The following is a 23859-nucleotide window of genomic DNA, read 5'->3' as shown; positions in this document are numbered from 1 at the left end:
AATTGCATAACTTTCAACAGTCTATCAAAGCGCACTGAAAGAATAATGAAAGAATACAATGATTAATGTTTAAAGAATCAGCTAGTTTTCATTGACTGGCATCGGTTTCGATAGAGGCGCACAATGAAAACAGAGAAACCAAGACGGCTCCTCTGTTTCATGTATTTCCATGTTATTTAAATATACGATCCGCTGCCATCATCCGCTACCTTATGCATGGACCATGTCACTCCTAAAGCGTCGGCGCCGCCAAAATCAAGCGAGATGGTCAGACCATCTGCTTCATAAAACAAACCAATTTGATCGCCCGCATTCAAGTATACTTCTCCATCCAATGTCACTGTTCCGCTTCCGAGCACCGTTCTCATCGTTAATACTAGGGGTATATTCACATCCAGAATGGGAAGTGACCCTGAAATTAAAGCTGTCGCGGTCGGAGACATCCTCTTTACAGAAAAATAAGGATCAATTCCAGCTCCCATTGATGTTGTAACAGAGGAGGTTGTTTTATAATTGATCGTTGCTTTTACGGCATATCTCCCCGTAGTTGGTACCGTATAGTTCCCGCTTGCTGCATTAAACCCGGAGCTGCTGTAAAAGGAATTTGCTGTGCTCCAATTTGTCAATTGCATGGAAGAAGAGCCCGTGCTGCTCCCCAAAAATGCCGAGAAACCTTCAGTCGCAGGATTACTTGAGCTTCCTGGTTCGCCTTGCGGACCTTGCTCACCTTGCGGACCCGCTGGCCCTGCCGGACCTGCTGGGCCTTGCTCGCCTGTCGGACCTTGCGATCCTTCTGGACCAATTGGGCCTTGCTCACCCTGAGCTCCTGCCGGGCCTTGCGGTCCTTCTGGACCTGTTGGGCCTTGCTCACCCTGAGCTCCCGCCGGGCCTTGCGGTCCTGCTGGACCTGTTGCACCTGTCTCGCCCTTCTCACCCCGCGCACCTGTCGGGCCTTGCGGTCCTGCTGGACCTGTTGCACCTGTCTCGCCCTTCTCACCCTGAGCTCCTGCCGGGCCTTGCGGTCCTTCTGGACCTGTTGCACCTGTCTCGCCCTTCTCACCCTGAGCTCCAGCCGGGCCTTGCGGACCTGCCGGACCTGTTGCACCTGTCTCGCCTTTCGCACCCGCAGGACCTGTCGGACCTGTCGGACCTGCCGGACCTTGCTCGCCCTGCAGACCCTGATCGCCTTTCGCACCCGCAGGACCTATCGGACCTGCCGGACCTGTTGCACCTGTCTCGCCTTGCAGACCCTGCTCGCCCTGCAGACCTTGCTCGCCTTGCAGACCTTGCTCGCCTTGCAGACCCTGCTCGCCCTGCAGCCCCTGCTCGCCCTGCAGACCCTGCTCGCCCTGCAGACCCTGCTCGCCCTGCAGACCCTGCTCGCCCTGCTCACCCGCCGGTCCCGCAGGACCTGGCTCACCCTGCGGACCCGCCGGTCCTGCTGGGCCAGTATCACCCTGCTCGCCTTTGTCTCCCTTGGCTCCTTGACCTCCTTGCTCGCCTGTTGCTCCCTGCTCGCCTTTGTCTCCTTTCTCTCCTTTCACTCCAGGGACCTCGATTTCTTCATCTTGTACAACAGCTTCCACCATTAAAGCCATGCCGTCTTTATGCAATACATTGACTTCCTCGCCAATAACCATTGTGGCCAGAGATCCTTCTTGTCCTGATTGATTACCGAAGAAGACCGTTTTGTTATTCCAATTGAAATTCTCGTTCGTTCCAGCGATTTCGATTGAGAAGGAGCTGCCCGTTACACTCGCCAGCGTTCCCTTCGCAAAATGATCTCGTCCTACCGGGAAGTATAGTAAGGAGTTACTCAATATCACTGCCATTTGCGACCGTGTAATTAGCGTGTCAGGCTGAAACATGTTGTCCGGAAAGCCGCTGACAATGCCATATTGAACGCCTGCATTGATATAACCAAGATATTCAGGAGAAATATCCCGATTATCTTCGAACTTCGTCAATGTCTTAGATAGTTGCAGCGCTTCTTGCTCCTTGCCAATCGCTCGAACAACTAATCTTGCTATCCATTCTCTGGTCGCCGTCTGAGCTCCCCATACTGCTCCGTCCTTCGTATTTTCCTCTGCCGCCTTAACCAAGCCTGCTCCGAGCGCGGCCGCTATTGCGAACTGAGCCCAGTCATCTGCTGACAGCGATACATCCATGCTCCGTACCGGATCTAGCTCCATTAGCCGGGTTGTCATAGCAACGGCTTCCTGCTTTGTCACATTCTCATTTGGATTAATTTTGCCGTTCTGATCGCCATAAAGCACCTCGAGTAATGCCATCTGCGTAAGCTGTTTTACCGCCCAATTCGGCAATTGCTCTACCTTTGTACCGGCATCTGCAGCAGCAAAGGTCGATGTGTTCAAAATCATGATCATAACCACAAAAAACGGCAAGAATCTATACTTTTTTTTCACTCCACAAATCCTCCAATTTCGAATAGTCTCTTCTTTGCACATACGTTTGCTTATCCTATCAAGATGCTCTGAAAGAATTCTGAAAGAATATGAGATATAGGCTCGAAATATGGTAGAATTTAAACTTAACCTCTATGCGCAAAGGAACTGATTCGGATGACTCTCTCATGGCTCTCGCTATCCTCCATGATTCTAGCTCTTTGCATGACCGGCATGATTTTGATTTATGCACTTTCGCATAGACGCGAGCGCGGCGTTCGTTTCTTTATCCCTATGCTGTTCTGTCGGGTCGTCTTCTCCTTGTGCGTAATCCTGGAGTTATATAGCTCCTCACTGGATGCGAAGCTGATCTATCGCTATATCGAAATTACAATGAATACCATCATTCTTCCTTTTCTAATTCTACTAACGCTTGATTTATTGGGAAAAGAGAGACTTCTGCGCAGCCTCCGGTTTATTCTGTTTCTGCCGTTTGGCGTATGGGCGGCTCTGAATTGGAGCGACTCGAGGCTTCATTTGATTTATGATACTGTCACTCTCCGCAATGATCAGCTCATCATGACCAAATCAGGCTTTGCAGTCGGCTACAGCCTCTTCTATCTATCTCTGTACATACTGTGCATGATTGGAATTCTTATGTATGTTCGCACGATTCGAAGCGAAATACGGACACCGGCCCTGTTCATCCTCTTGTTCGGAACCATGCCTCCGGCTGTGGAGATGCTCAGGCTCTGGCGGCCGGATCTGTCCCCTTGGCTGCAGCCCGCGGCCGTTTATTGCGGATTCACGGGTATGATGATGCTTATTTTATTTTATCGCCACAAGCTGTTCGTCAATGTGCCCATCTCTCGAAACGCCGTGGTTGAGACAATGCGCGAAGGCGTGCTCATCGTGAATGCCCGGGGGATGATCGTGGATTGCAACGCGCCTATGCTGTTGTTGTTCGAAGAGCGGGGATTAACGTCCATTATGAATCAACCTGCTGCCTCCCTGCTCGCTCCTTGGCCGGAATGGCAGCGACTGTGCGCGACGATGAGAGAAGGCTCCGTCGAAATTCTCTTCTCCACAGGCGGCGAAGAGAAGGTATACAGCCTGAATGTATCGCCTCTGAAGTCGCAGGGAAAGCGCAAGCTGGGAAGCCTGACCGTGCTAAACGATATTACCGAGAAGCAGCGCCGGCTCGAGCATATCGCTCATCTCAATCAGCTGCAGGACAAGCTGTTCACCATCGTATCGCATGATATACGAGGACCTGTCGCGCTTCAGATGCAGCTTATTGAAATGATCGAGAACGAGCGCAAAGAAACAGGAACAGAAAGCCGCGAAACCGTCGACGCTTTGCTGCAGCAAGTCCGAACCTCCTTCGGTATGGTCGAAAACCTGCTGGAATGGTTCCGCAGCCAGCGTGACGGCATCGTGCTAAAGCCGGAATGGATCGAGCTGTCCGAGGTGGTGGAGGAGTGTGTCGAGCAGTTGCGAATGAACAGCGAGGTGAAGGAGATCAGCTTTGCCTATTCCTTCAATCCTCTCATCCACATTCATGCCGACCGTGACACCTTCTCGCTTGTACTTCGCAATCTGTTGTCCAATGCCGTCAAATTCTCTAAGGCTGAAAGCACAGTTGAGATTAAGGCGAGCGCTTCGGGAGAAGACATCGTCGAAATTGTTGTTGTAGACAAAGGAATAGGCATGAACGAAGATCAGTTGCGCGAGCTGTTTGATGAAAAACGCTTTCGCACTTCAAGAGGAACCTCGGGAGAGAAGGGCACCGGGCTTGGGCTGCTTGTCTGTCGGAGATTCGTTCATTTAAATGGCGGAAAGCTTTGGGCGGAGAGCAAGCAAGGCGAAGGAAGCAGGTTCCATATTTTGCTCGAAGGGAGAGGGATTACGTGAAGATTATGATTGTAGACGATGAGCCGATCATGAGGAAGGCGATCAGCCAGCTTCTCTCCGGCATGGAGGAGGCGGCGGTAACCGCTTCTGTAGCCAGCGCGCGGGAAGCGCTGTCGCATATCCGCGAAGAGCATGTCGATCTGGCCTTCGTCGACATCATGATCGCCGAGGACAACGGGCTCCAGCTAGCCCGCGAGCTGCGAGCTCTGAACTCGGCGCTCGACATCGTGTTCGTCACCTCCCACAGCGACTTCGCGCTTGAAGCCTTCGACGCCTATCCGCTGGATTATATGGTCAAGCCCGTTACCAAGAGCCGTCTTCGCAAAACGGTGGAACGCGCAATGTCGAGAAAGACGGAAGTCGCCAAACAAGCTGCTCATGCTGCTAGTGTCGGCCATGCGGGCGAAAACTCCCGCCATGTCGATCCTTCGGTCAAGCCGCCCCTGCCCAAGCTCCGCATTCAGGCATTCGGTTCGATTGATATCGCCAGCGAATTCAGCGGCAGGATCAAGTGGATTTCGCAGAAGAGTCAAGAGCTGTTCCTCTATCTGCTCATGCATCGCGGAAGAAGCGTCTCCAAGAGCCGAATTATAGAAGATATTTTTCAGGATATGCCTCTCAAAAACGCGGAAACCTATCTCAACACAGCCGTTTACCAGCTGCGCAAGGCTCTTAATCCACATGGGCTGAAGGCGATCATCCATACCTCGCGCGAGCAGCTTCATCTGGATATGAGCAGCATTGAAGCCGATTTCGTTCGATTTGAGCGCTTTGTCGACAAGAGCGAGGGAATTGACGTGAATACGATAGAAGGGGCTGCTTCCATGGAGCAGCTCTACGGTGGCGGATTATTCGAGGACAAAAGCTATCCATGGTCTGTTGCCGAGCATGAGCGGATGGAGAGCTTGTATCTCGGCTTCGCCAAGAAGCTGGTGCGGTACTATATTTCCGAGGATCAACATGAGGAGGCGAAACGGGTCTGCAGGCGGTTGCTCAGCCATAATAACCTCGACGAAGAGGCGAATCTGCTTCTGATGATGATCTTAGACTCCGCCAATAACCGAGCTGCAATCGAACAGCATTACCGCCGCTACAAAACAATATTAACGGAAGAGCTTGGCGTTCCAGTACCCGCGGCTATTGAAGCCATCTATCGCGGAGGCTAATCATATATCCTTTTGTGCGGGATGGATTCAAGAAGGCTTGACCACTTGTCCAAGAATTGAAGCCTAAAGTCCACATTTGACCGTAAGAAGCGATTATCTCTCATTTTGTTTTTTTACAGGACGCCGATAACCGTAAGAGAAGATAATTAAGTGTTTAAATTATTTCTGTCTCTAACGGTCACGCATGACCTTTAGAACCGGCTCACCCTTATTCACAATGAATTGGCAGCCGCGAAAATCCCCCGCAGTCGAATCGCCCCAACCCGCAAACGATCAAGCTCGCAGCTATATCCGGCTCTCCTCGGCATTCTTGTTCCGGAAATCCTGAGGCGTCATGCCGAACTGGTTCTTGAACAGCTTGATGAAATATTGCGGCTTCTGGTACCCGACCTCCAGAGCGATCTGGCTCACCTTCCGCTCCTTGTCGCCCAAGAGCTCCACGGCCTTATCCATGCGCAACCGCAGGACGTAAGCGGAGAAATTCTCCCCGCTCTCCTGCTTGAACAGGTTGGAGACATAGACCGGATGAAGCTCGACATGGTCGGCTACCGACTGAAGCGTCGCTTCGCTCAGATGCTCCGTCATGAACCGGTATACCCGCTCCATCAGCTCCGAGCGCAGATGATTCGAGCGATTGCTGCTGTAGGCCTTCAGCTGATGGAAGCTGGCCATCGCCCATTCGCGAAGGGGGCCGGAGCTCCAACTGGCCTCCGCCTTCAGCATCATGTCGATATCTCTGCCGAACACCTCGAAGAACCGCTTCCCCTTCTTGTGAACATAATACGTGAAGGCCTGGAGCAAGGCTGTGTAGATCTCGAAGCCGTATTCATTCGTATTGTCCGCATGATGATCAAGCTCATCGAAGATTGCCGTCAGCTTCTCCTCGAAAGAGCCCCATTGCTCCACGTCGATCAATTGCATCAGCGTCGGCGTCGCGTACAGCGAAGACAGCGGCCGAAGCGCGATCTTCGTCTGATCCCCCATCACGTTCAGATAGCTCTCCGTCTGATAGCCGATGAAATCAGAGTAGGTAGACAGCGCCGCATGATACATCCCCGCCAAATCCGGAAGCAGCTTGCCTGGAGGACTCACGACAATCGACACCTTCATTTTCAAATAGAGCTTCACCTGATGCTGCACATGCCTGGCCAGATCTTCAAGAAATGCTCTTGTCCCCGCGCTCGTTACTGAGCTCGTTCCTGAATCTCCCGCCGCCCCGCCTTCTATACCTCCAGGACCAACTGCTTCTGTACCAGTACCTTCTTCGCCCTCCAGCGGTTGAACCATCATAATGAAATAATCGTAAGGATCCTTGCATGTCCAAATGCGATAATGTCCCGAAAATACCTCCTCCGCAATATTGCAGAAAGCGTATTCCAGAAGCGACACGCTGTACAGATCCATATTCGAATAATCCTCTTCGATCCTGATGCAGAGCAGCGTGGCCGGTTGATCCAGGCGAAAGCCCAGCCGGTACAGATCGATTTTCTCCTTCAGGGCGGACGGAGCTATTCTCTGCTCGGCGAGCAAATCCAACAACAGCGATTCGCGAAGCCTCGGAAGGCTTTCGCGGAACAAATCCGTAATTTTCTGCTGATCGACCAGCGCCTTGCCCTCCTGCTCGATCTCGGCGAGCAGCCTTCGCACCGTTTGCGCAAGCTCCTCGTTGGGCACCGGCTTCAGCAGGTATTCGGATACGCGATTGTGCAGCGCCTCTTTCGCATATTGAAATTCGTCGTGGCCTGTCAAAATAATCGTTCGCACATTGCGCTGCTTTTCATTAATGCGCGAAATAAGCTCGAGCCCGCTCATGCCGTTCATCTGAATATCCGTGACGACAATGTCGATGGCATGATAAGCGAGCAGTTCCAGCGCCTCCTCGCCGGAGTAAGCCTTATGCACCGCCGCGATGCCCATCGCTTCCCATGGAATCGTAATCGCCATGCTGTCGACCAAGTGGGTATGATCGTCCACAAGCAATATTTCGTACACAGCCATCGCCTCCCCTGTCTAACTTTAGTTGCTTACAGACATGTTGCTGTGAGAGACGATCATTCTTGGGATCGCTTCTCCAGAATGAGCTGTTCTCTCCGCTGTGTGTCGTAGTTCTACTTCCCGCCGTCCCGCTCCTGGTCATTCTGCGTCTCGCCCATCTACGTCTGATCGCCCTGCTTCCCGCCGCTCGTCCACGTCAGCTCCGCGCACACGCCGCCAAGCGCCGAGCGCCGGAGCATCAAGCCCGAGCCTTCCCCGAACAGCAGCTTCATCCGTTGATGCACATTTTGCATGCCCGATTCAATCGTCTCCGTGTTGTCGGCCCGGTTGCGAACATTGAGCGCCTCGAGCGCGTACCGCTCCATGCCGACACCGCTGTCCTCTACCGTCAATTGCGCCTGCCCGCCATCCAGCGTCCCGGTGATGCGAATCAGGCCGAAGCCGCTTTGATTCTTGAAGCCGTGCAGAATCACATTCTCCACAATCGGCTGCACGATCAGGCGCGGCACCTCCATCTGCAGCATGTTGGGATCCACTTCGATCTCATATTCAAAGCCGTCCATGAGCGAGCTGTGAATCGCCAGGTAATGCGACACCATGTCCAGCTCCTCCGCCAGCGTAGCCAGCTTGTTGCCCGTCTTCGTCGTGTAGCGGTAATACTTGCTGAGATTCATCGTCATCGCGATCGCCGCTTCCTCTTCGTCGAGCTCGATCATGCTCTTGATGTAAGCAAGCGTATTATAGAGAAAATGCGGATTAATCTGCGATTGCAGCTGCTTCAGCGTCGCTTCCTTAGACCGCAGCTGCTCCTTGAACACATCCTCGATCAGCGCTTCGATCCGCGACGCCATCGAGTTGAAGCGATCGTATAGGAAGCGGAATTCGCCTCGCGGCTTATCCTTCATTCGGATAGAGTAAATGCCCTTCTCGATCATATTCATGCTCTGCAGCAGCTTGCGGAACGGAATTCTCACATTGCGGTACACGATAAACGCCAGAAACACCGCCATGAACAGAATCATCGATGAGATCGCGTAAAACATCGTCAGATTGCGGTCGATTGGCGCCATAATCTGTGAGATCGGCACATAATCGAACACATACCAGCCAAGCGCGTCTACCTTTTGATAATGAATCTGGTAGCTCGAAGCTCCCGCCTTGCTGAGGAAATAACCCTCGTCCCGAGGCAAATCCGGCTTAAAGTCCGTCAGCAGCTCGTCGATCAGCTTCCGGTCGGAGGTATAATTGTAGATCGGCGCGCTGCCAGGCTGATAGAGGAACGGATCTCCCGAATCATTCGACTTGAAATCGGACAACGCGCTTTTGATTTCCGCCACATCCATTTTCACAATGACCCGCATATCCGCCTCATCCTGCGAGCCGTCGCTTCGCGGATAGGATAACACCTCCATGAAATACGAGCCGTTCGGATCGTCGAAATACTGCCACAGCATATCCTCGGCCGGCAGCTGCGAGGGCAGAGCGTTCAGGCTGGAATTGCTCTTGATCACATTCCCCGTCTTCGGGTAAGAAACCGCGATGACCGCCTTCCAATCCCCGTAGCCGGCAAGGCGGCCAATCTCCTCGGATACGGAACGAACCGTTCTGTATTTTTGCAAAATATCACCCAGCAGATCCGGATACGCCAAATTGCGCACATCCGTGCTTTCGTACAGCATCTTCTGATACGTATCGAGCTGCACCAAGGTGTGGTCGAGCTGGCTTGCGAACGTCTCGATCTGATTCTGCTTCACCTTCATAATCTCGTCCTTCAGCAAGCCGACGCTTGTCCGGTTGGAGATCGCATACAGAATCAGAATCGGCGTCAGCAAAATGACGAGCGTGGCGATCACCTTGGGGAATATGCCAAAATTATTCATCCTCATCCCCCGTTTGCGCGCGGAAGGCTTCGAACTGCCTCTTCACCTCGGCGAACACGATATCAAGTCCGGCCTTCTTCAGCGACTGAATCGCATCCTCATAGCCTTCGTCGTAACCGACCAGACCGAAGTTGATTGGCTCGAACTTCTCCTTGTACACCGTCATCACCTTGGCCAGCTCGTTCTTCACCGGCTCTTCGTTAAAGTGAAAGCCGAACAGCTTGGAAATTCGAGCGTTATCGTCATTCCCGAGCATATCGTCGATTACTTCATCATCCACAATCCTCGGCGCTGTGAAGTAATTCGTGTTCCGCCACATCCACTCGTACATGAGCTGATCATTCGTCAGCAGCTTGATCTCACCGTCATCCAGCTCGTAATCGACGCCCTCTACGCCGTAGATGATGAACATGTAATTCTCCTTGCTCTGCAAAATCCAGTTCATGAATTGCATCGCGAGCTCGGGATGCTCAGCGGCGGAAGGAATCATATACGCTTCATTGCTGGGGGCGGTAATATATTTCGGCTTGCCCGGCGACAAATAATATTCGCGAAGCCTGGCGTTCGGATCAGCCTTCTGGGCGGTCTGCCAATTCTCCATTGCGCGCGACACCGCGCCGACTCGGAAGAGCAGCTTGCCGGCATTCTCCTGATCGATCTTCGCCGCCGGATTGCCGACGAGATCGCGATCGATAATGCCCTTGTCCACCCAGGATTCGCGAAGCTGGACCGTCTTCTTGTACAGCTCGGACTCCACGTAATTCATCAGCTCGCCCGAATCCTCATCTACCGCGAACAGCTGCCGCTCGTCCAACATCGTATAATTGCGGCCCCCAATTTCCCTCCATAGAATATCCTGGCCGCGATCCGTCTCCAGATAGCCGTAATAGCTTGGATCTCTCTCATGCACCTTCTTATAAAATAGCTCCAAATCGGCAATCGATCGAATCTCTCTCATGCCGACCGATTCCAGCAGATCCTGACGGACCAGCATCGATGTGAATTTGCCGGCGGACGTGAACGCCTGGGACGGAATCGCCCATTGCTTGCCGTTAATACGATCGAGCTTGAAATTCTCGGCGGGAATATTCGCGATGAGATCTCTGCCGTATTGCTCGAGCAAATCGTCGAGCGGCTGAATATAGCCCTGCGTCATATAACCGGACACGAAGGGCGTGCCGTACCAGAACAGATCATATTTCTCGCCGGTAGAGAGGGCCAGCTCAAGCTTCTGCTGATAGCTCCCCCACGGGATATAGGTCAGGTCGAGCTCCATGTTCAGATCATGCCGCAGCCTCGCGTTAAGCTCGTTGTCCACGAACTCCCTCATGCGCGGCGATTCGTCTCCGGGCATGATCATTCGGAGCGTAACGATCTTGTCATTGCCGGTTCCGGCCGAAGATATCGCACTCTCATTATTGTTGTCGCCGCGGCAAGCGCTTACAAGCAGACTGATTAAGAGCAGCGCGGAGATCACGGCTATAGTAGGTTTGCGCATCGCATCGAAGACCCCGTTTCGTATTGCGAAATGAAGATACTATTCCTATTTTACAGGAGTCCGCGATGGGGGGATAGACCAAGGATTTAAGGTGGGATGCCTGAAATTAAAGAACATGACTCACATTTACCATAATTTACGAATGTATCACTTTAATGAAGCACCTAAAAAGCCGCACACAATAGGCCTCTTCAGATTCAAACGAAAGCTGGACATGAGAAAAAAGCCTGACGGTGTTTTTGTCAGAGGTAAGCAGCGCAAATGCGCTGTACCGTGCTGCTTTTCGATCCTGTAACGCTGGTCACCAACGTTGCAGTGCAGAAAGCGGCCCGGGATGGGGCTGTAACGCTGGTCACCAGCGCTAGACGGAAGCCCCTACCCGAAATGTTATACGCTATAAGAATAAAGAAAACCAGCCTATACGTAACAACAGGCTGGCTTTGTTAATGCTTATTTTTAGTTCTGATTCTTTCGAGCGAGTACCTCCGCCTCAGTCAATCCGGAAGCTTTCGCAATGACGGCAGGATCCACACCGAGTGCAAGAAGCTCTGCTGCCATCGTTCTCGCCTTCTGTTGCTGACCTGCAATGATTCCTCTTGCCTCACCTCTTGCTTCACCCCTTGCTTCTCCTATAGCTTCTCCTTGGGCTTTCCCTTGAGCTCTCCCCTCTGCAAGAGCCCCCTCAATCATAGAAGCTTCGTCGTGCAGAAACTTCTGACGATCCTCGTACAACCGGCGGGCCTCCGCGTCCTGACTGAGGAACTCCAGCGTATTCATCGCTTTCTTCAATACAGGTTCATTCATACTCAAGCCTCCCACTTGGATTTATCCGCACCCTTCAGGAACAACAGCCAATTTACCAAACCGCCGCCCTCCATTGCTACAGCATTATCTCCTAGCTTGGAAAGCTCCAGAAAATGCAATTCGATATCATCTATAAGCGTAATTCCTGTTCGATCCTCCCGTAAATGAAACACATTACTATTATATCATTTTTCTGCGAAATTGAACCCATTGGTGCATTATATTCGAATTCGCATTTCCTGTTTCATTTCTTCACAGCTCACGCAGAAAACCTCCCGAAAGATATATTCCTCCAGAAGGTTATCCTGCATGCAACTATATTAGAATGCTACACAACTTGACGCTCCACACTTAAAAACTCATAAGCACCCGAAGCAATTTCGAATTTCAAATAGCCATCTTCTTCTCCCACGGAAGTGCAGCCTGTCAAAGAAGAATCTCCCGCCGACAAGCCATTGATAGTAGCCTTCCCCTTCAGAATCCATACGGTTGCGGTCGTATTCGGCGGAATCGCGACAGCAAGGCGGAACTCGCCGTCCTGCTCCAGCTTCCAATGCGTGGAGATCGTTCCGTACAATGAATTGTAGGAGGCTTCCACCTCTGTTATCGTTCCGCCAGGACGCGGGCGAATAATGGCGTGCCGGAAACCGGATGCGGCAGCGTCCGTCTCTATTCCGGCCATGTAACGATACATCCATTCTCCGACGGAGCCGAGGGAGTAATGGTTGAAGGAGTTCATGGACGGTGTCTGGAAGCCCTTGTCCTCCGTCCAGCCGTCCCAGCGTTCCCATATCGTCGTGGCCCCATGCTTGATCGAATACAGCCACGAAGGGAATTCCTCTTGCGTGAGCAGTTGGTAAGCGACATCCAGCTTACCGTTATCCGTAAGCGCAGGCAACAGATAACCTACGCCGAGGAAGCCCGTCGACAGCCGGTCGCCCTTCCGCTTAATATCCGCAGTCAGATGCTCGACCGCCTTTTGCCGTAAATCCTCGGTCAATAAGCCGAATTGCAGCGCAAGCACATACACCGTTTGGGTATGGCCGCGAATGATTCCTTGCTCGTCGATGAATGCGCCTCGGAAGGCCGCCGCAATATCCTCGAACAAGGCGGAATAAAGCGCCTCATCCTCCATTTTGCCCAGCACGCCGGCAATAGTGGAAAGCAGCTTCGTGCTGTACGCAAAATACGCGGTTGCGAGTACTTCGTTGGGCGTATCCGCTTCAATGGACAACCAGTCGCCGTAATTGGCATAGTCCGGGCGAACAAGGTTGTCCGTGGTGCAGCGCAAATATTCAACCCAACGCTCCATTGCTCCATAATTTGCTTCCAGAATTCTCGTATCCCCATACATCAGATACAGGGTCCAGGGAATGACAACACCCGCATCCCCCCAGCCTGAATTGTCCGGCGCATACCAATTCAGTCTGGTATTCCACATTTTATGCCGAATCCAGCCTGCGTCCGGGGCAACATCCGTGAAAGCTCCCGATGGCTGCTGGCAGTCCAGCATATCCTGATAGAACTTGGTGAAAAATCGCGATACGTCCATGTTATAGGAAGCTGTGCGAGCAAAGATCTGCGCATCCCCCGTCCATCCCAGTCGCTCGTCGCGTTGCGGACAATCCGTCGGAACCGACAGGAAGTTGCCTCTCTGCCCCCAAGTAATGTTAGCGTACAGCTTGTTGACTTTCTCATCCGAGGTGCGCATGCGACCGGTCTTCGGCGTATCGGAGTGGACGACCTTGCCGACAATCGTGCCCAGATCAGCCTCGCCTGGATAACCGATCAGCTCCACATAACGAAAGCCATGGAAGGTGAAGCTCGGTTCGTAACGCTCCTCCCCTTCGCCTTTCAAAATATAATGATCCTGCTGGATGCCCTTGCGCAGGTTATCCAGATACATGGAGCCGTCCGAGTTCAGCATCTCCGTATGGCTTAACGTAACCCGAATGCCTCGCGCGCCGCTGACCTTAAGCTCCGTCCAGCCCACCATGTTTTGCCCCATGTCATAGATGTATGTGCCTTGATTCGTCTTCCGAATACTAATTGGCTTCAAAATCTCCGTCGTCCGGATCGGAGGCTCAAGCGTCGCGCTCAGCACGCCGTTATAGCCAGGGCGGACATCCGGCCGCTCCCAGCCGGAATCGTCGTAACCCACATTGTCCCAGCCCGTCAATTCCTTGGTGGCGTCGTAGGTTTCCCCTTTGATCATATCCGAGTAGAGCAGGGGACCGGTTGTCACTACCCAACTGCCATCCGTAACGACGCTGTCGCGGCTGCCATCCTCGTATTCGATATTCGTCTGCATCAGGAAGAAGGGTCTCTCGCCGTACACCTTATTGCCGAGAAATCCAACCGTTCCCGAATACCAGCCATCTCCGAGAACAACGCTGAACACATTGCTGCCCGTCTTCAGCTCATCGGTTATATCATAAGCCTGCACCTGCGCGCGCCTATTATAATCGGTCCATCCCGGAGCGAACCAGTCTCCTCCCAGTCGCTCTCCATTCACGCACAGCTTATAGACGCCAAGAGCTGTCGCGTATGTCGTCGCTCGCTTGACGGGTCCTCGAATTTCGAACATCTTGCGCAAATGAGGCGAGGGCGACAATTGCTTCTCCAGCTCCGGCTTCTGTCCGTCTGTTGCTGGTGCTGCCGCTGATGCAGCCGCAGGCTGAACGGGCTTGCGGCCAATCCACTTCCCCTTCCAAGCGGTTCGCGACAGTAGGCCGATCGTCCAGAATGCGGGCTCGCTCCACTCTGATCGTTGATCTTCGCCGTCCCAAACGCGAACCTTCCAATAATAGACCCCTTCTTGCTCAAGCGGCTTGCCGTCATAGACAATCTGTATGGATTGACTCGATGCGACCTTGCCGCTGTCCCACCTATCCGCTTCACCATTGTCCAGCTTCTGCAAGGAGGTCGCAACCGCGATCTGGTAAGCGGTTTGCTTAACGGCTTGCCCTTGCGCTTCCATCCGCCAGCACAGACGCGGCTTTAAAGTGTGCAGTCCTCTCGGATTTACAGCATATTCCGTTTTGCAGCCGACCACTCGAACTGTCATGACGCACCTCCCTTCTCTTCGTTACAGGCATGGAATAAAGCCAGCTTGGCGTACATGTCCTCAAGCGTGAACCGGGCATCCACATATCGATACACCCGTATGATGCGTCCACCCTCCCGCTCCTCATAGGTCATATCGTCGCGAATATGAGGCGCTGGGCGCAATTCGTATTCGAACGCATGATCATCAATAAGAAGCGATACCGCCGGGGAATCTCCCAGCATCCACATCTCGCCCTTCGGCCATCTTGCGCTATGCCTCGGCAGCAGATTGAATGCCGCAAGCTGTTCGTAGAGATATTCACCGATGGCTCCGTAAGGACGGACCCGAACCGCGAGTTCAGCCAGGCTGACCCGGATCATGGAATACACATTCTTCGGAACCTGCCACAGCGGCACGAGGGATTTCATTATCGTATTGGCGGCCTTGATATCGTTAAGGAGGTTAAATTCCTCTGCGCCGTGCGGATACGATCCGCCTCCTATCCAAACTGCGGTCAGCCGATCTGCGATTCGAGGCTCCATTAAGTAAGCGGATGCCATATCCGTCAGCGGCCCAAGGAATATGACGTACAATGGCAGCGGATCCTCCTTCATCGCCTCGCGAATGATAAGCTCCGCTCCTTCGGACGGAACGGGAGTCTCCTCATCCACCATCGCGCGGTGAGCGCCTCTATAGAGGGGAATCGTATCCTCCATGTCCATGAGCTTCAGCAGCTTGCCGGCCTCCGCATAGGATTCCTCCATCGTGGTCGTTGTTCGAGTGCCGAAATGCGCGGCGATGATGCCCGTGATTTGGAACCTTGGCGTCAGCAGGGCATGCACGATCGCGTATTGATCATCCGCTTCATTCGCGGCATCGGTGTTGATGATAAGGCGTATCTTCTTGTTATCTGGAACCTGGAAGGGCATAATCACACCAAACAACTCCTCTATTCGGATCATTTAGCTTCATTTAGTAGAATCGTTAAGGAAGATTCATAACGTTAAACGCGTAATTCTCCAGCCTTGGTGAAGCTAAAGAAGATTGATATCGTTATTTCTTCAAAGTGAGCATGATTTCAGCCCGAAACCATGAAATAAGACGATAAATCTTCGTTAGATTCGAAAATGATGCCTTTTTATGCTCTTAACGTTATCATGTTTCGTTAGCATTCCGCCTGGCTCCATCCAAGCCTACGATCGAGGTCCTTCCGTGATACTCGACCTTCAGCTTTGCAGAGCCAAGCAACGTTGTAAGCTGCGCATTCATCACTCGGAGCGGAACGGTAGCTATTCACTGATCTCTCAAGAAAAGCTCAATAACCGGAACCGCCACGTTCGGTTTCTTCACTGGCAGTTGCAGCGTCAGCGTGTTCGCCGGGCGGCCCTCATCGAAGGCCCCGGCCTCCATCGTCAGCTTCTTCTCTCCCTCGACCATCCGGATTTCCGAAGCGTCATTCAGCAGTTGCGCATATTCGACCCGTCCGGAGAAGTTCGAGAGATGCAACTGTTTGAACGGCCACGCGAATACATGCAAATACAAGCGATTAGTGTCCGGATTGTACGTGAATCGGCAATCCGGCGGGCATTCGAATGCTTCCGGCGCAGCCGTGCAGCCGTAGATCGAACGGCTGTGGCGGCGCATCCATCCGCCCATCCCCTTCAGGCGGTCAACAGCTCGTTCATCGAACTCCCCGCGGCCGGTAGGGCCGACGTTCAGCAGCAGATTGCCGCCCTTGGCAACCGTGTCGATGAGCATCTGCAGCAGCATGTCCACGCTCTTCCATGATTCCTCGTCCCGGTAATAGCCCCAGGATCCGCTGAAGGTGTGGCAAGCTTCCCATACGACCCGCCTCCCGTTCACCTTGATCCACTCGCGGGGCTGATATTGCTCGGGCGTCGTAATATCGCCCGGCACCTGCAGCCGGTCGTTCAGCATAATGCGCGGCTGCAGCTCGCGAATCAGCTTCACGAGCTTCTCGCTCTGCCACGCTTCCTTGCCCTTGCCGGGGAAGCCCTCCTCCGCCGCAATAGAGAAATCGTAGAACAGCACGTCGATGTCCCCGAATTCGCTGAGCAGCTCTCGCGTCTGACCGAACAGGTAATCCACATACTTCGAGAAATCCCGCTGCTTGCTCTGCTCCACGAACGCTGCGTCGTAACGCTGCGGATGCTTCACATCCACGGTATACTGCGAATGATGCCAGTCCAGCAAAGAATAATATAAGCCCGCCCGAATGCCCTTGCCCCGGAAGGCGTCCAGCATGGGGCGGAGCAGATCCTTGCCGTACGGTGTGTTCGTCACCTTGTAATCGGTCAGCTTCGAATCCCACAGGCAGAAGCCTTCATGATGCTTCGTCGTCACGACCATATACTTCATTCCTGCATCCGAGGCGAGCTGCGCCCATAGCTCGGGATCGTAGAGATCCGGATCGAATCGCTTGAAATACTTTTCATACTGCTCATTGCTCAGAAATTCGCGCCCCCGCATCCATTCATGACGAGCGCCAAGCGAATATAATCCCCAATGGATATACATGCCGAACCGCGCTTCCGTGAACCACTTCGAATCGCCCACGGGTTCCATTCCTTTCTGATTCATCTCTATGCCTCCTCCTATCCGCAATCAGATCCTCATGCTTTTCCGTTCTCGTACAGCCAATCGAGCGTATCCATACTGTTGGAGCCCTCCAGGTCGCGCACCGTTATTTGCTGCGAAGCCTTAATCACGCCCGCAATGAGGTAAGAGCCTCGTCCGAAGACGAGCGTATGACGGCCTGCCTCATACAGAAAGGCATGGACATTAACGGATGGATAGAAAAATACCTTAAGCCCGTTTTTAAGAATCGGTGCCAAACCGCCTCGATCATCCGCATGAGTATTTTCCTCCAAGTTCGGCACCTGAAGCCATTCTGAATCTTTGGAATTGAAGTAGCCAATCAGAATACGCGCGGGCTCCTTCAGCTCAATATCAATCTGAACGCCTTCCTTGGCTGCTTGATCCCGATTGATGCGAATGCCCGTTAACCCGGCAAGCTCCTCGGCCACATGCGAGGCGATCACATCGCCGTCCGAGAACACCCTGCTTTGCTTATCCAGCACATACTGCTCGGCATCGGCGGAATGCAGGACGAATTCGGCCTCCGCATAAGGGCCCGCCGCTTCGCCTTGCGCAACCGCCGGCAATTGCCCCCGTTTCAGCTCCTCTACCCGCGCTGTGAAATGGTCGAACTCCCGCTCGTAATACGGCAAGCAGTCGCGCCAATGGCCGTGTTTCTCTCCATCCGGGAACGGCACCTTCCGCTGCGGCGTCTGCATGCTGTTGGCATAGAGATACGTATCCTCGGTCAGCTTCGCCAGCTCGCGGTAATTCAACAAGCTTTGCTCAAAGTCCGGGATCGCCTGCTCCAGCAGCTCCACATGTTTCAGGAACTCCCGTCCAGCTCGCGACTTGTAGGTCAGAATCCCAACAGCCGCCCGCGCTTTGAACGTATAGGCGCGAGTCATAAGCGCAATCGCCAACACATCGGTCGCGATGCGCTCGAATTCCTCTCCGTTTCGCAGCACATGAGGCCGCGCTCTCTCGATGGCCTGTTCCGCATTCCTCGCATGCGCATCGACGTTGTCCGCGATATCCAGAGGCGTCTCCCCAATATGCGGCTCCCCGCGCTCTTCGCGCGCAACGTACTGGTCCAACCGCTCGCCTTGCGGCGCTTGCGACTCCCACAGCTCCTTCCACGGACCGTAACGGTCGGGATTCGTCAGCTGGCTCATCGTCATGCCGAGACTCATCGTCTGACGATTGCCCTCGGTAATGCCGAATCTGCGCAGCAGCTTCGGAGCGCATTCTCCCGATTCCTCATAGGCATCCAGAATAGCTTCTCCTGCCTCACGGCTGCCATATCGCTTCGCGAATTGCTGAGTCCAGTATTCCCGCTCAAGCGCCGGATGATGATCAGGCTTCCATGCATAGCGGAACCATGCAGCGAACCAGATCCAATCCCGATCGAGCTGCTTCAATCTTGGCGTCACGGCATCCGGCGAGTAAGGCCAATCCCAGTAGAACAGCGGATAGAGATGAATGCCGTTGCAGCCCAGCCGATATTTCGCCGCTTGCACGCATTTCTGAATAAACGAAGGAGCTCCGAAGCGGAAGGGCTCCAAATTCGCCAGAATATGAACATTGAAAAGATGAACGGATCCCAGCGAGCCGAGATGCTGATGCGTGTCCTGCCAATTGCCGCGCGGCGTGAAGGTTGTGAGCGACTCCCCGTTATACTTGGCCTCTGTGAACAGATTGCCATAGTTCGGGATCGCCGCTTCCATGACCTTCTCCGATGGAATCGCATGAGCTCGGACGATAATCGGCGGCAGCTCCTTCGGCTTCAGATCCTTAAGCCCCTCGTTCACGCCGACAAGAATCGTTTCGTTGAACCATTCGACCCCGTATAACGCCCCTTGCAGCGCTTCGCCCAGGCAGACCATGAGACCGACATTCGGAAAGCTGCGAATGAATGCGGATATCGATTGAATATAATAGTCGCTTGTCAGCGGCATCGGCTTCGGCTGATGAAGATCCAGCCCATGCTTCTCGGCGAAGGGCAGCGGAATGTGAATATTATAAAATTTCAACACCAGCCAGATGCCTCTACGGTCGCATTCCTCTGCGAGCCAGTTGAATGTATCCACGTTCAGCGCGAATTCCTCCTCCGTCACCTCCATGGCTTCCGGATAGCTCTTCAGCCTGACGAGCGAGGAGAACGGATGTCCCGACCAGATATAGACGACATTGCAGCGATATTCCAGCAAGCGATCCAGATAGTCCAGCCACAGTTGCTTATCGTAAAACCACGGAAACCGTCCTGGCGTAATCGGATATTCATAGGTTCGCCGCGGCGGCTCGACCTTCGTCAGCTGAAGCGGCACGACCGGGCCGCGAAGCTTCATATCCGGCGCGTCCCCGTACGCCAGTTCGGCGGGAATACCGCCTTTCTCGGCCACCATGCCCGCAAGCTCCTGACAGCCGTACAAGACGCCCGTGTCGCTGCCCCCGACAACCACAATCAGATTGCCCGGCAGGGAAGCCAGATAGAAGCCTTCTCCTTCCGGCGCATTCGTATGATAGAGCAGCACCTCGCTCTGCTCCAGCTCTTGAATGAAGGAATGCTCTCCGCGGTTGCCAAGCACCAGCTTAAGACTGGCCTCCCTGCGATAATTGTCCAGCGTTAAGCCGCCAATATCATTTACAACATGCCCTATATCAAGGAGAGAACGCCTCAGCAGCTCCGCTCCCAAGCGGACCCGACTGCATGCTTCCTCCGGCACTGCCAATCGAATACTTGAAGTCATATATGAAAACTCCTTTATAGATAAGCTTAAAATGCATGTTCACACTGTCCGGTTTTTAAATCTGCCTCTTAAAGAGCTGCCCAGCTCCTGCCAGGATCGAAAATCCCTTCCACTCCCGCATGGGCCGGGCCGCTCCGCTCCCGCCTACTTCAAATATTTCTCGTAAATCGCTTGTGTTTCGCTTAAACCAACCTGCTCCAGATCACTAAGGTAACCGTTCCATACCTTGTCGTCATTCACGTCCACAAGACCCATAATGGCTTTTGTCGCGAATTGCAGAGCCACATCCTCCAGCGCGCTAACTTTGGTGTTGATCGCTTCCTGCTCATCCTCTGTCAGCGGCGCGCTCTTCGGCAACAGATTGAACATATCTGCGTTCTGCTCCATCGCTTCCTTCTTCTTCAGATACCCGGCGTCCGACTTCATGAAATCCGCGCTTTGGCTCAGCCACCAATCGAAGCCGTATTGCTCCGCGACCTTCTGGCGATCCATGCCTTCCTTGTACTGAAGCGTGCCTCCGACATCCTCATACGTGACATCCTTCAGACCCGCTTGGTGGAACAACTGCCCTTCGGGCGTTGCTCCCCATTCTATATAGTCGAACAGACTCTGCAGCTTCTCGGGATCATCCGCCAGCTTATTGCTGAATACCGGACCGAAGAGGGAGAAGTTGACCGGCTTGAATTCCAGCGCCGGCTTATCCGACGCGGTAGGCAGGTATCGGGAATAATCCCACTCTCCGCCCGGAATATCCGTTAAGGCATAGCCCGGATCGACCGTATGGCTCGAATATTGGAAATCAAGCAGCACCTTGCCCGTCAGTCGTTTCGCTTTCCATTGATCCTGCGTTAACGTTGCGAATTCTTTCTCTACCAGCCCTTCGCTGTACAGCTCCGCAATATAACTCAGCATGTCGCGATGCTTGGATGAAGCCATATCCCATACCACCGCATCGCCTTGATCCGGATCATTCCAGAAGCCCCGCGTATAGGTATTATGCGGATTGCGGAAGGCTTGCCTGAAGCCGTTCATCAGGTTTTTCACTCCGTTGTTGTCCGTGCCTCCGCGCACGCCGATTCCCACACTTTCCGGATAAGCTTCTTTCAGCTTCTTCAGCGCTTCATGCAGCTCATCCAATGTCTTCGGGAATTCCGTTATGCCGACTTTGTCGAAGGCGTCCTTGCGATAGATCCACGTCATGGGATCGTTGCTGGCCACGCTGGGCAGCATATACAGCTTGCCGTTCGTCTGGGCGAAGTCCAGCAGCAGCTGCCAATCCTCATCGGAGAAGAGACCGCGGTAGTTCGGCAGCTTATCGATGTAGTCGCCAATCGGCAGCAAGTAGCCGGCCGAAGCCCATTTTGCCACGCTTGTCGGGCTATTCATATTGGGGATGAAGTCCGGATAATCCCCCGAAGCGAACATCACGTTGTATTTCTCAATGCCCGCGGACAGCGGGATTGATTCGAAATCCCATTCCATATTGAACCGCTTCTCGACTTCCTTGATGTAATCGTTCGGAATGTCGTTCGGCGGATATTTCGGCATGCTTGCGACGGACAGTTCAACGGGCTTATTCCCATTCGAAGCGCTCTCCGCAGGCTGTGTGGAGCTTGAGCCCGTATTCTCGTTTTTCGCATTGCTGCTGCAGCCGGATAGCACGGACGTAACCAGTAGAATCATTGCAGTGGTCAGGACGAACATTGTCTTCTTCATGTGTTGCAATCCCCCTCGAAAATGAATGGTTGTCGCAGTTTTGATGCTGCTTTTGAACGATAGGCCCAATATGCCGGCATCACCTCCCTCATTAGGCTGATCATACTTGGAATCGCCTTTGTCTGTCGTCTAGCCCTTCAAGGAGCCGATCATGATTCCCTTCACGAAGTATTTCTGAATGAAGGGATAAATAACCAGCATCGGAACGATGGATATGACCAACGTCGCATACTGTACACTCTCGGGCGTCAGCTTGGAGCTCATATCCTCGGCCAGCGCGGCATTCCCTTGCGAAGCCAGCTGTTCGGCAAGCGTGCTCTGCAGAACGATTTCTCTCAGGAGCAGCTGCAAGGGATAATTATCGTAACTGCGGAAGTACAGCATCGCCGTAAAGTAGGAATTCCAGTGATTCACGCCATAGAACAAGGCGATCGTGACAACACCTGCCATGGACAGCGGCAGCACGATTCGGAACAAGGTCTGCAGCTCGCCGCAGCCATCGAGCCGGGCGGCTTCCTCCAGTTCGACCGGGAAATTTTTGAAAAACGAAATCATAATGATCAGCCACCAAGAGCTGACGAGAACCGGCACGGTTACGGACCAGATTGTATCCATCATGCCGAGAGACTTCACCAGCAGAAACTGCGGCACGAGGCCGCCGGTGAAGAACATCGGCATAATCGCGAACATCAGGAAAAACGGCCGAAACAGCAAATCCTTCTTCGCGAGCGCATAGGCGGTTATCGTCGTGAAGACCACATTAAGGAAGGTTCCTACTATGGTAATAACAACGGAATTCACGAAGGAGCGCGGGATATGCGCATTCTCGAACAGAATAGTGAAATACGCCGACAAGCTGAAATGGGAAGGCCACAGCCCAACCTTGCCTCTCATAATATCCGCCGGATCGCTGAACGAAATCGATACGACATGCAGCAGCGGCAATAACGTAAGCACGAGGACGAGCGCCATCACCCCATGCACGACAACATCAAGCATTTTTGATCCCAGTGTATGATCCTTTACCATAAGCTTTCGTTCGCCACCTTTCTGGCCAAATAATTCGCCGTCACAAGGAACAGGATGTTGACGATCGCGTTGAACAAATCAACGGCGGCGCCAAAGCTGAAATCCAGCTCGACAAGTCCCCGGCGATAGACGAAGGTGGAAAATACGTCGGCCGTCTCGTAAGTAAGAGAGTTATACATCAGAATAATTTTCTCCGAGCCCACGCTCAGCACCCCGGACATATTCAGGATTAACGTAATGACGACCACTGGCTTGATCGCCGGCAATGTAATATGCCACATTTGCCTCAGTCGGGTCGCTCCGTCGATAACCGCCGATTCATACTGCTCGGCGTCTACCTTGGACAAAGCGGCCAGGTAGATCACGGCGCCCATGCCCATCGACGTCCAGATGCCGGAGCTCACGAACAGGAAGCGGAACCAGCCGGCGTCAGCCATGAAATAGATCGGCTCCAGCCCCAGCTTGGTCAGCAGCACATTCACGATCCCGCTGCCCGGCGACAGGACCATCTTCATCATTCCGATGACGGCTACGACGGATAGGAAATAAGGAAGATAGCTGATTGTCTGGACGAAGCTCTTATAGAACTTCCTTCTGAGCTCGTTCAGCAGCAGGGCGAACAGAATGGGAATCGGGAAGCCGAACACTAAGGAATAGATGCCGAGCAGGAACGTATTCCTGAGAAGCTTCCAGAAGAACGGACCATTCACGAACGCCTTGAAGTGATCCAGTCCGAAGGGGCCCGCCCACGGGGCTTCGAGAATCGTCTTCAAAAAGCTTTGATCGGCCTGCATTCGAAAATTTTTGAATGCGATAAGAACGCCATAGATGGGAATATAATTGAATATAAAAAAGTAAGCGATTGCAGGAAGCAATAAAAGCAAGAGAACCTTCTGCTTCTTCGCTTTCCGCCCTATTTCGGACCATCGATTTTTCCGTCCCATGATTGCTTCTCTCATGTTGGCTTATCCCCCTGTCCTTATGCGTTGCTTTCCGTGTGGCAGCGCTCTCATTTACAACCATAGCTTGCGGCGCGATCGCCGTAAAGGAACAGT

The 23859-nt window shown here is 53.2% G+C and carries 13 protein-coding genes and 1 pseudogene; 2 read left to right on the top strand and 12 right to left on the bottom strand.

The annotated features are described in order from the left end of the window. Positions 1–176: 176 nt before the first annotated feature. The gene (locus HFP08_RS29485; protein WP_168119986.1) at positions 177–2426 is read right to left on the bottom strand and encodes an S-layer homology domain-containing protein; all 2250 of its coding nucleotides are present in this window, start codon (positions 2424–2426) and stop codon (positions 177–179) included. A 156-nt stretch (positions 2427–2582) separates the two neighbouring features. Here HFP08_RS29485 and HFP08_RS07575 point away from each other — a divergent pair, with 156 nt between their 5' ends. Together HFP08_RS07575 and HFP08_RS07570 are read left to right on the top strand one after the other, a co-directional pair. Beyond that, positions 2583–4319: a sensor histidine kinase gene (locus tag HFP08_RS07575; RefSeq protein WP_168119985.1), complete on the top strand. Its 1737-nt coding sequence runs from the start codon at positions 2583–2585 to the stop codon at positions 4317–4319. Positions 4320–4324: 5 nt separating this feature from the next. Beyond that, complete coding sequence (locus HFP08_RS07570; RefSeq protein ID WP_240941220.1) at positions 4325–5485, top strand: response regulator; 1161 nt, start codon at positions 4325–4327, stop codon at positions 5483–5485. Positions 5486–5770: 285 nt separating this feature from the next. Here HFP08_RS07570 and HFP08_RS07565 read toward each other — a convergent pair whose 3' ends face one another. The 11 genes and pseudogenes from HFP08_RS07565 to HFP08_RS07515 all read right to left on the bottom strand — a co-directional run bounded on the left by HFP08_RS07565 (position 5771) and on the right by HFP08_RS07515 (position 23763). Beyond that, entirely contained in the window at positions 5771–7477 is a 1707-nt protein-coding gene (locus tag HFP08_RS07565) for a response regulator transcription factor (protein WP_168119983.1), read from the bottom strand. A 161-nt stretch (positions 7478–7638) separates the two neighbouring features. Continuing rightward, positions 7639–9360 (bottom strand): sensor histidine kinase, encoded by a 1722-nt coding sequence (locus HFP08_RS07560; RefSeq protein WP_168119982.1) that lies wholly within the window; start codon positions 9358–9360, stop codon positions 7639–7641. Continuing rightward, positions 9353–10858 (bottom strand): ABC transporter substrate-binding protein, encoded by a 1506-nt coding sequence (locus HFP08_RS07555; RefSeq protein ID WP_168119981.1) that lies wholly within the window; start codon positions 10856–10858, stop codon positions 9353–9355. Before HFP08_RS07555 ends, HFP08_RS07560 begins: the two co-directional genes overlap by 8 nt. A 456-nt stretch (positions 10859–11314) precedes the next feature. Further along, positions 11315–11838, bottom strand: a pseudogene (locus HFP08_RS07550) (PD-(D/E)XK nuclease family transposase); the annotation flags it as partial. 152 nt (positions 11839–11990) lie between these two features. Further along, positions 11991–14729, bottom strand: coding sequence for an alpha-L-rhamnosidase (locus tag HFP08_RS07545; RefSeq protein WP_168119980.1), 2739 nt, complete (start codon positions 14727–14729; stop codon positions 11991–11993). Further along, the gene (locus HFP08_RS07540) at positions 14726–15640 is read right to left on the bottom strand and encodes a nucleoside hydrolase (RefSeq protein WP_168120247.1); all 915 of its coding nucleotides are present in this window, start codon (positions 15638–15640) and stop codon (positions 14726–14728) included. The genes HFP08_RS07545 and HFP08_RS07540 overlap by 4 nt, the downstream gene beginning before the upstream one ends. A 364-nt stretch (positions 15641–16004) precedes the next feature. Further along, positions 16005–17312: an alpha-L-fucosidase gene (locus tag HFP08_RS07535; protein ID WP_168119979.1), complete on the bottom strand. Its 1308-nt coding sequence runs from the start codon at positions 17310–17312 to the stop codon at positions 16005–16007. Positions 17313–17344: 32 nt separating this feature from the next. Further along, positions 17345–20059 (bottom strand): hypothetical protein, encoded by a 2715-nt coding sequence (locus tag HFP08_RS07530; protein ID WP_168119978.1) that lies wholly within the window; start codon positions 20057–20059, stop codon positions 17345–17347. Between the two features lie 144 nt (positions 20060–20203). Beyond that, positions 20204–21775 (bottom strand): extracellular solute-binding protein, encoded by a 1572-nt coding sequence (locus HFP08_RS07525; RefSeq protein WP_168119977.1) that lies wholly within the window; start codon positions 21773–21775, stop codon positions 20204–20206. Between the two features lie 129 nt (positions 21776–21904). Continuing rightward, positions 21905–22804, bottom strand: a complete 900-nt coding sequence (locus HFP08_RS07520) for a carbohydrate ABC transporter permease (RefSeq protein WP_168119976.1) — start codon at positions 22802–22804, stop codon at positions 21905–21907. Then, a complete protein-coding gene (locus tag HFP08_RS07515; protein WP_168119975.1) occupies positions 22798–23763 on the bottom strand; it encodes an ABC transporter permease in 966 nt (321 codons plus the stop codon). The genes HFP08_RS07520 and HFP08_RS07515 overlap by 7 nt, the downstream gene beginning before the upstream one ends. Positions 23764–23859 lie beyond the last annotated feature (96 nt).

Source organism: Paenibacillus sp. HB172176 (genome assembly GCF_011947265.1).
In the GTDB taxonomy this organism is placed as follows: domain Bacteria; phylum Bacillota; class Bacilli; order Paenibacillales; family Paenibacillaceae; genus Pristimantibacillus.
This window is presented reverse-complemented; position numbering and strand designations above follow the sequence as displayed.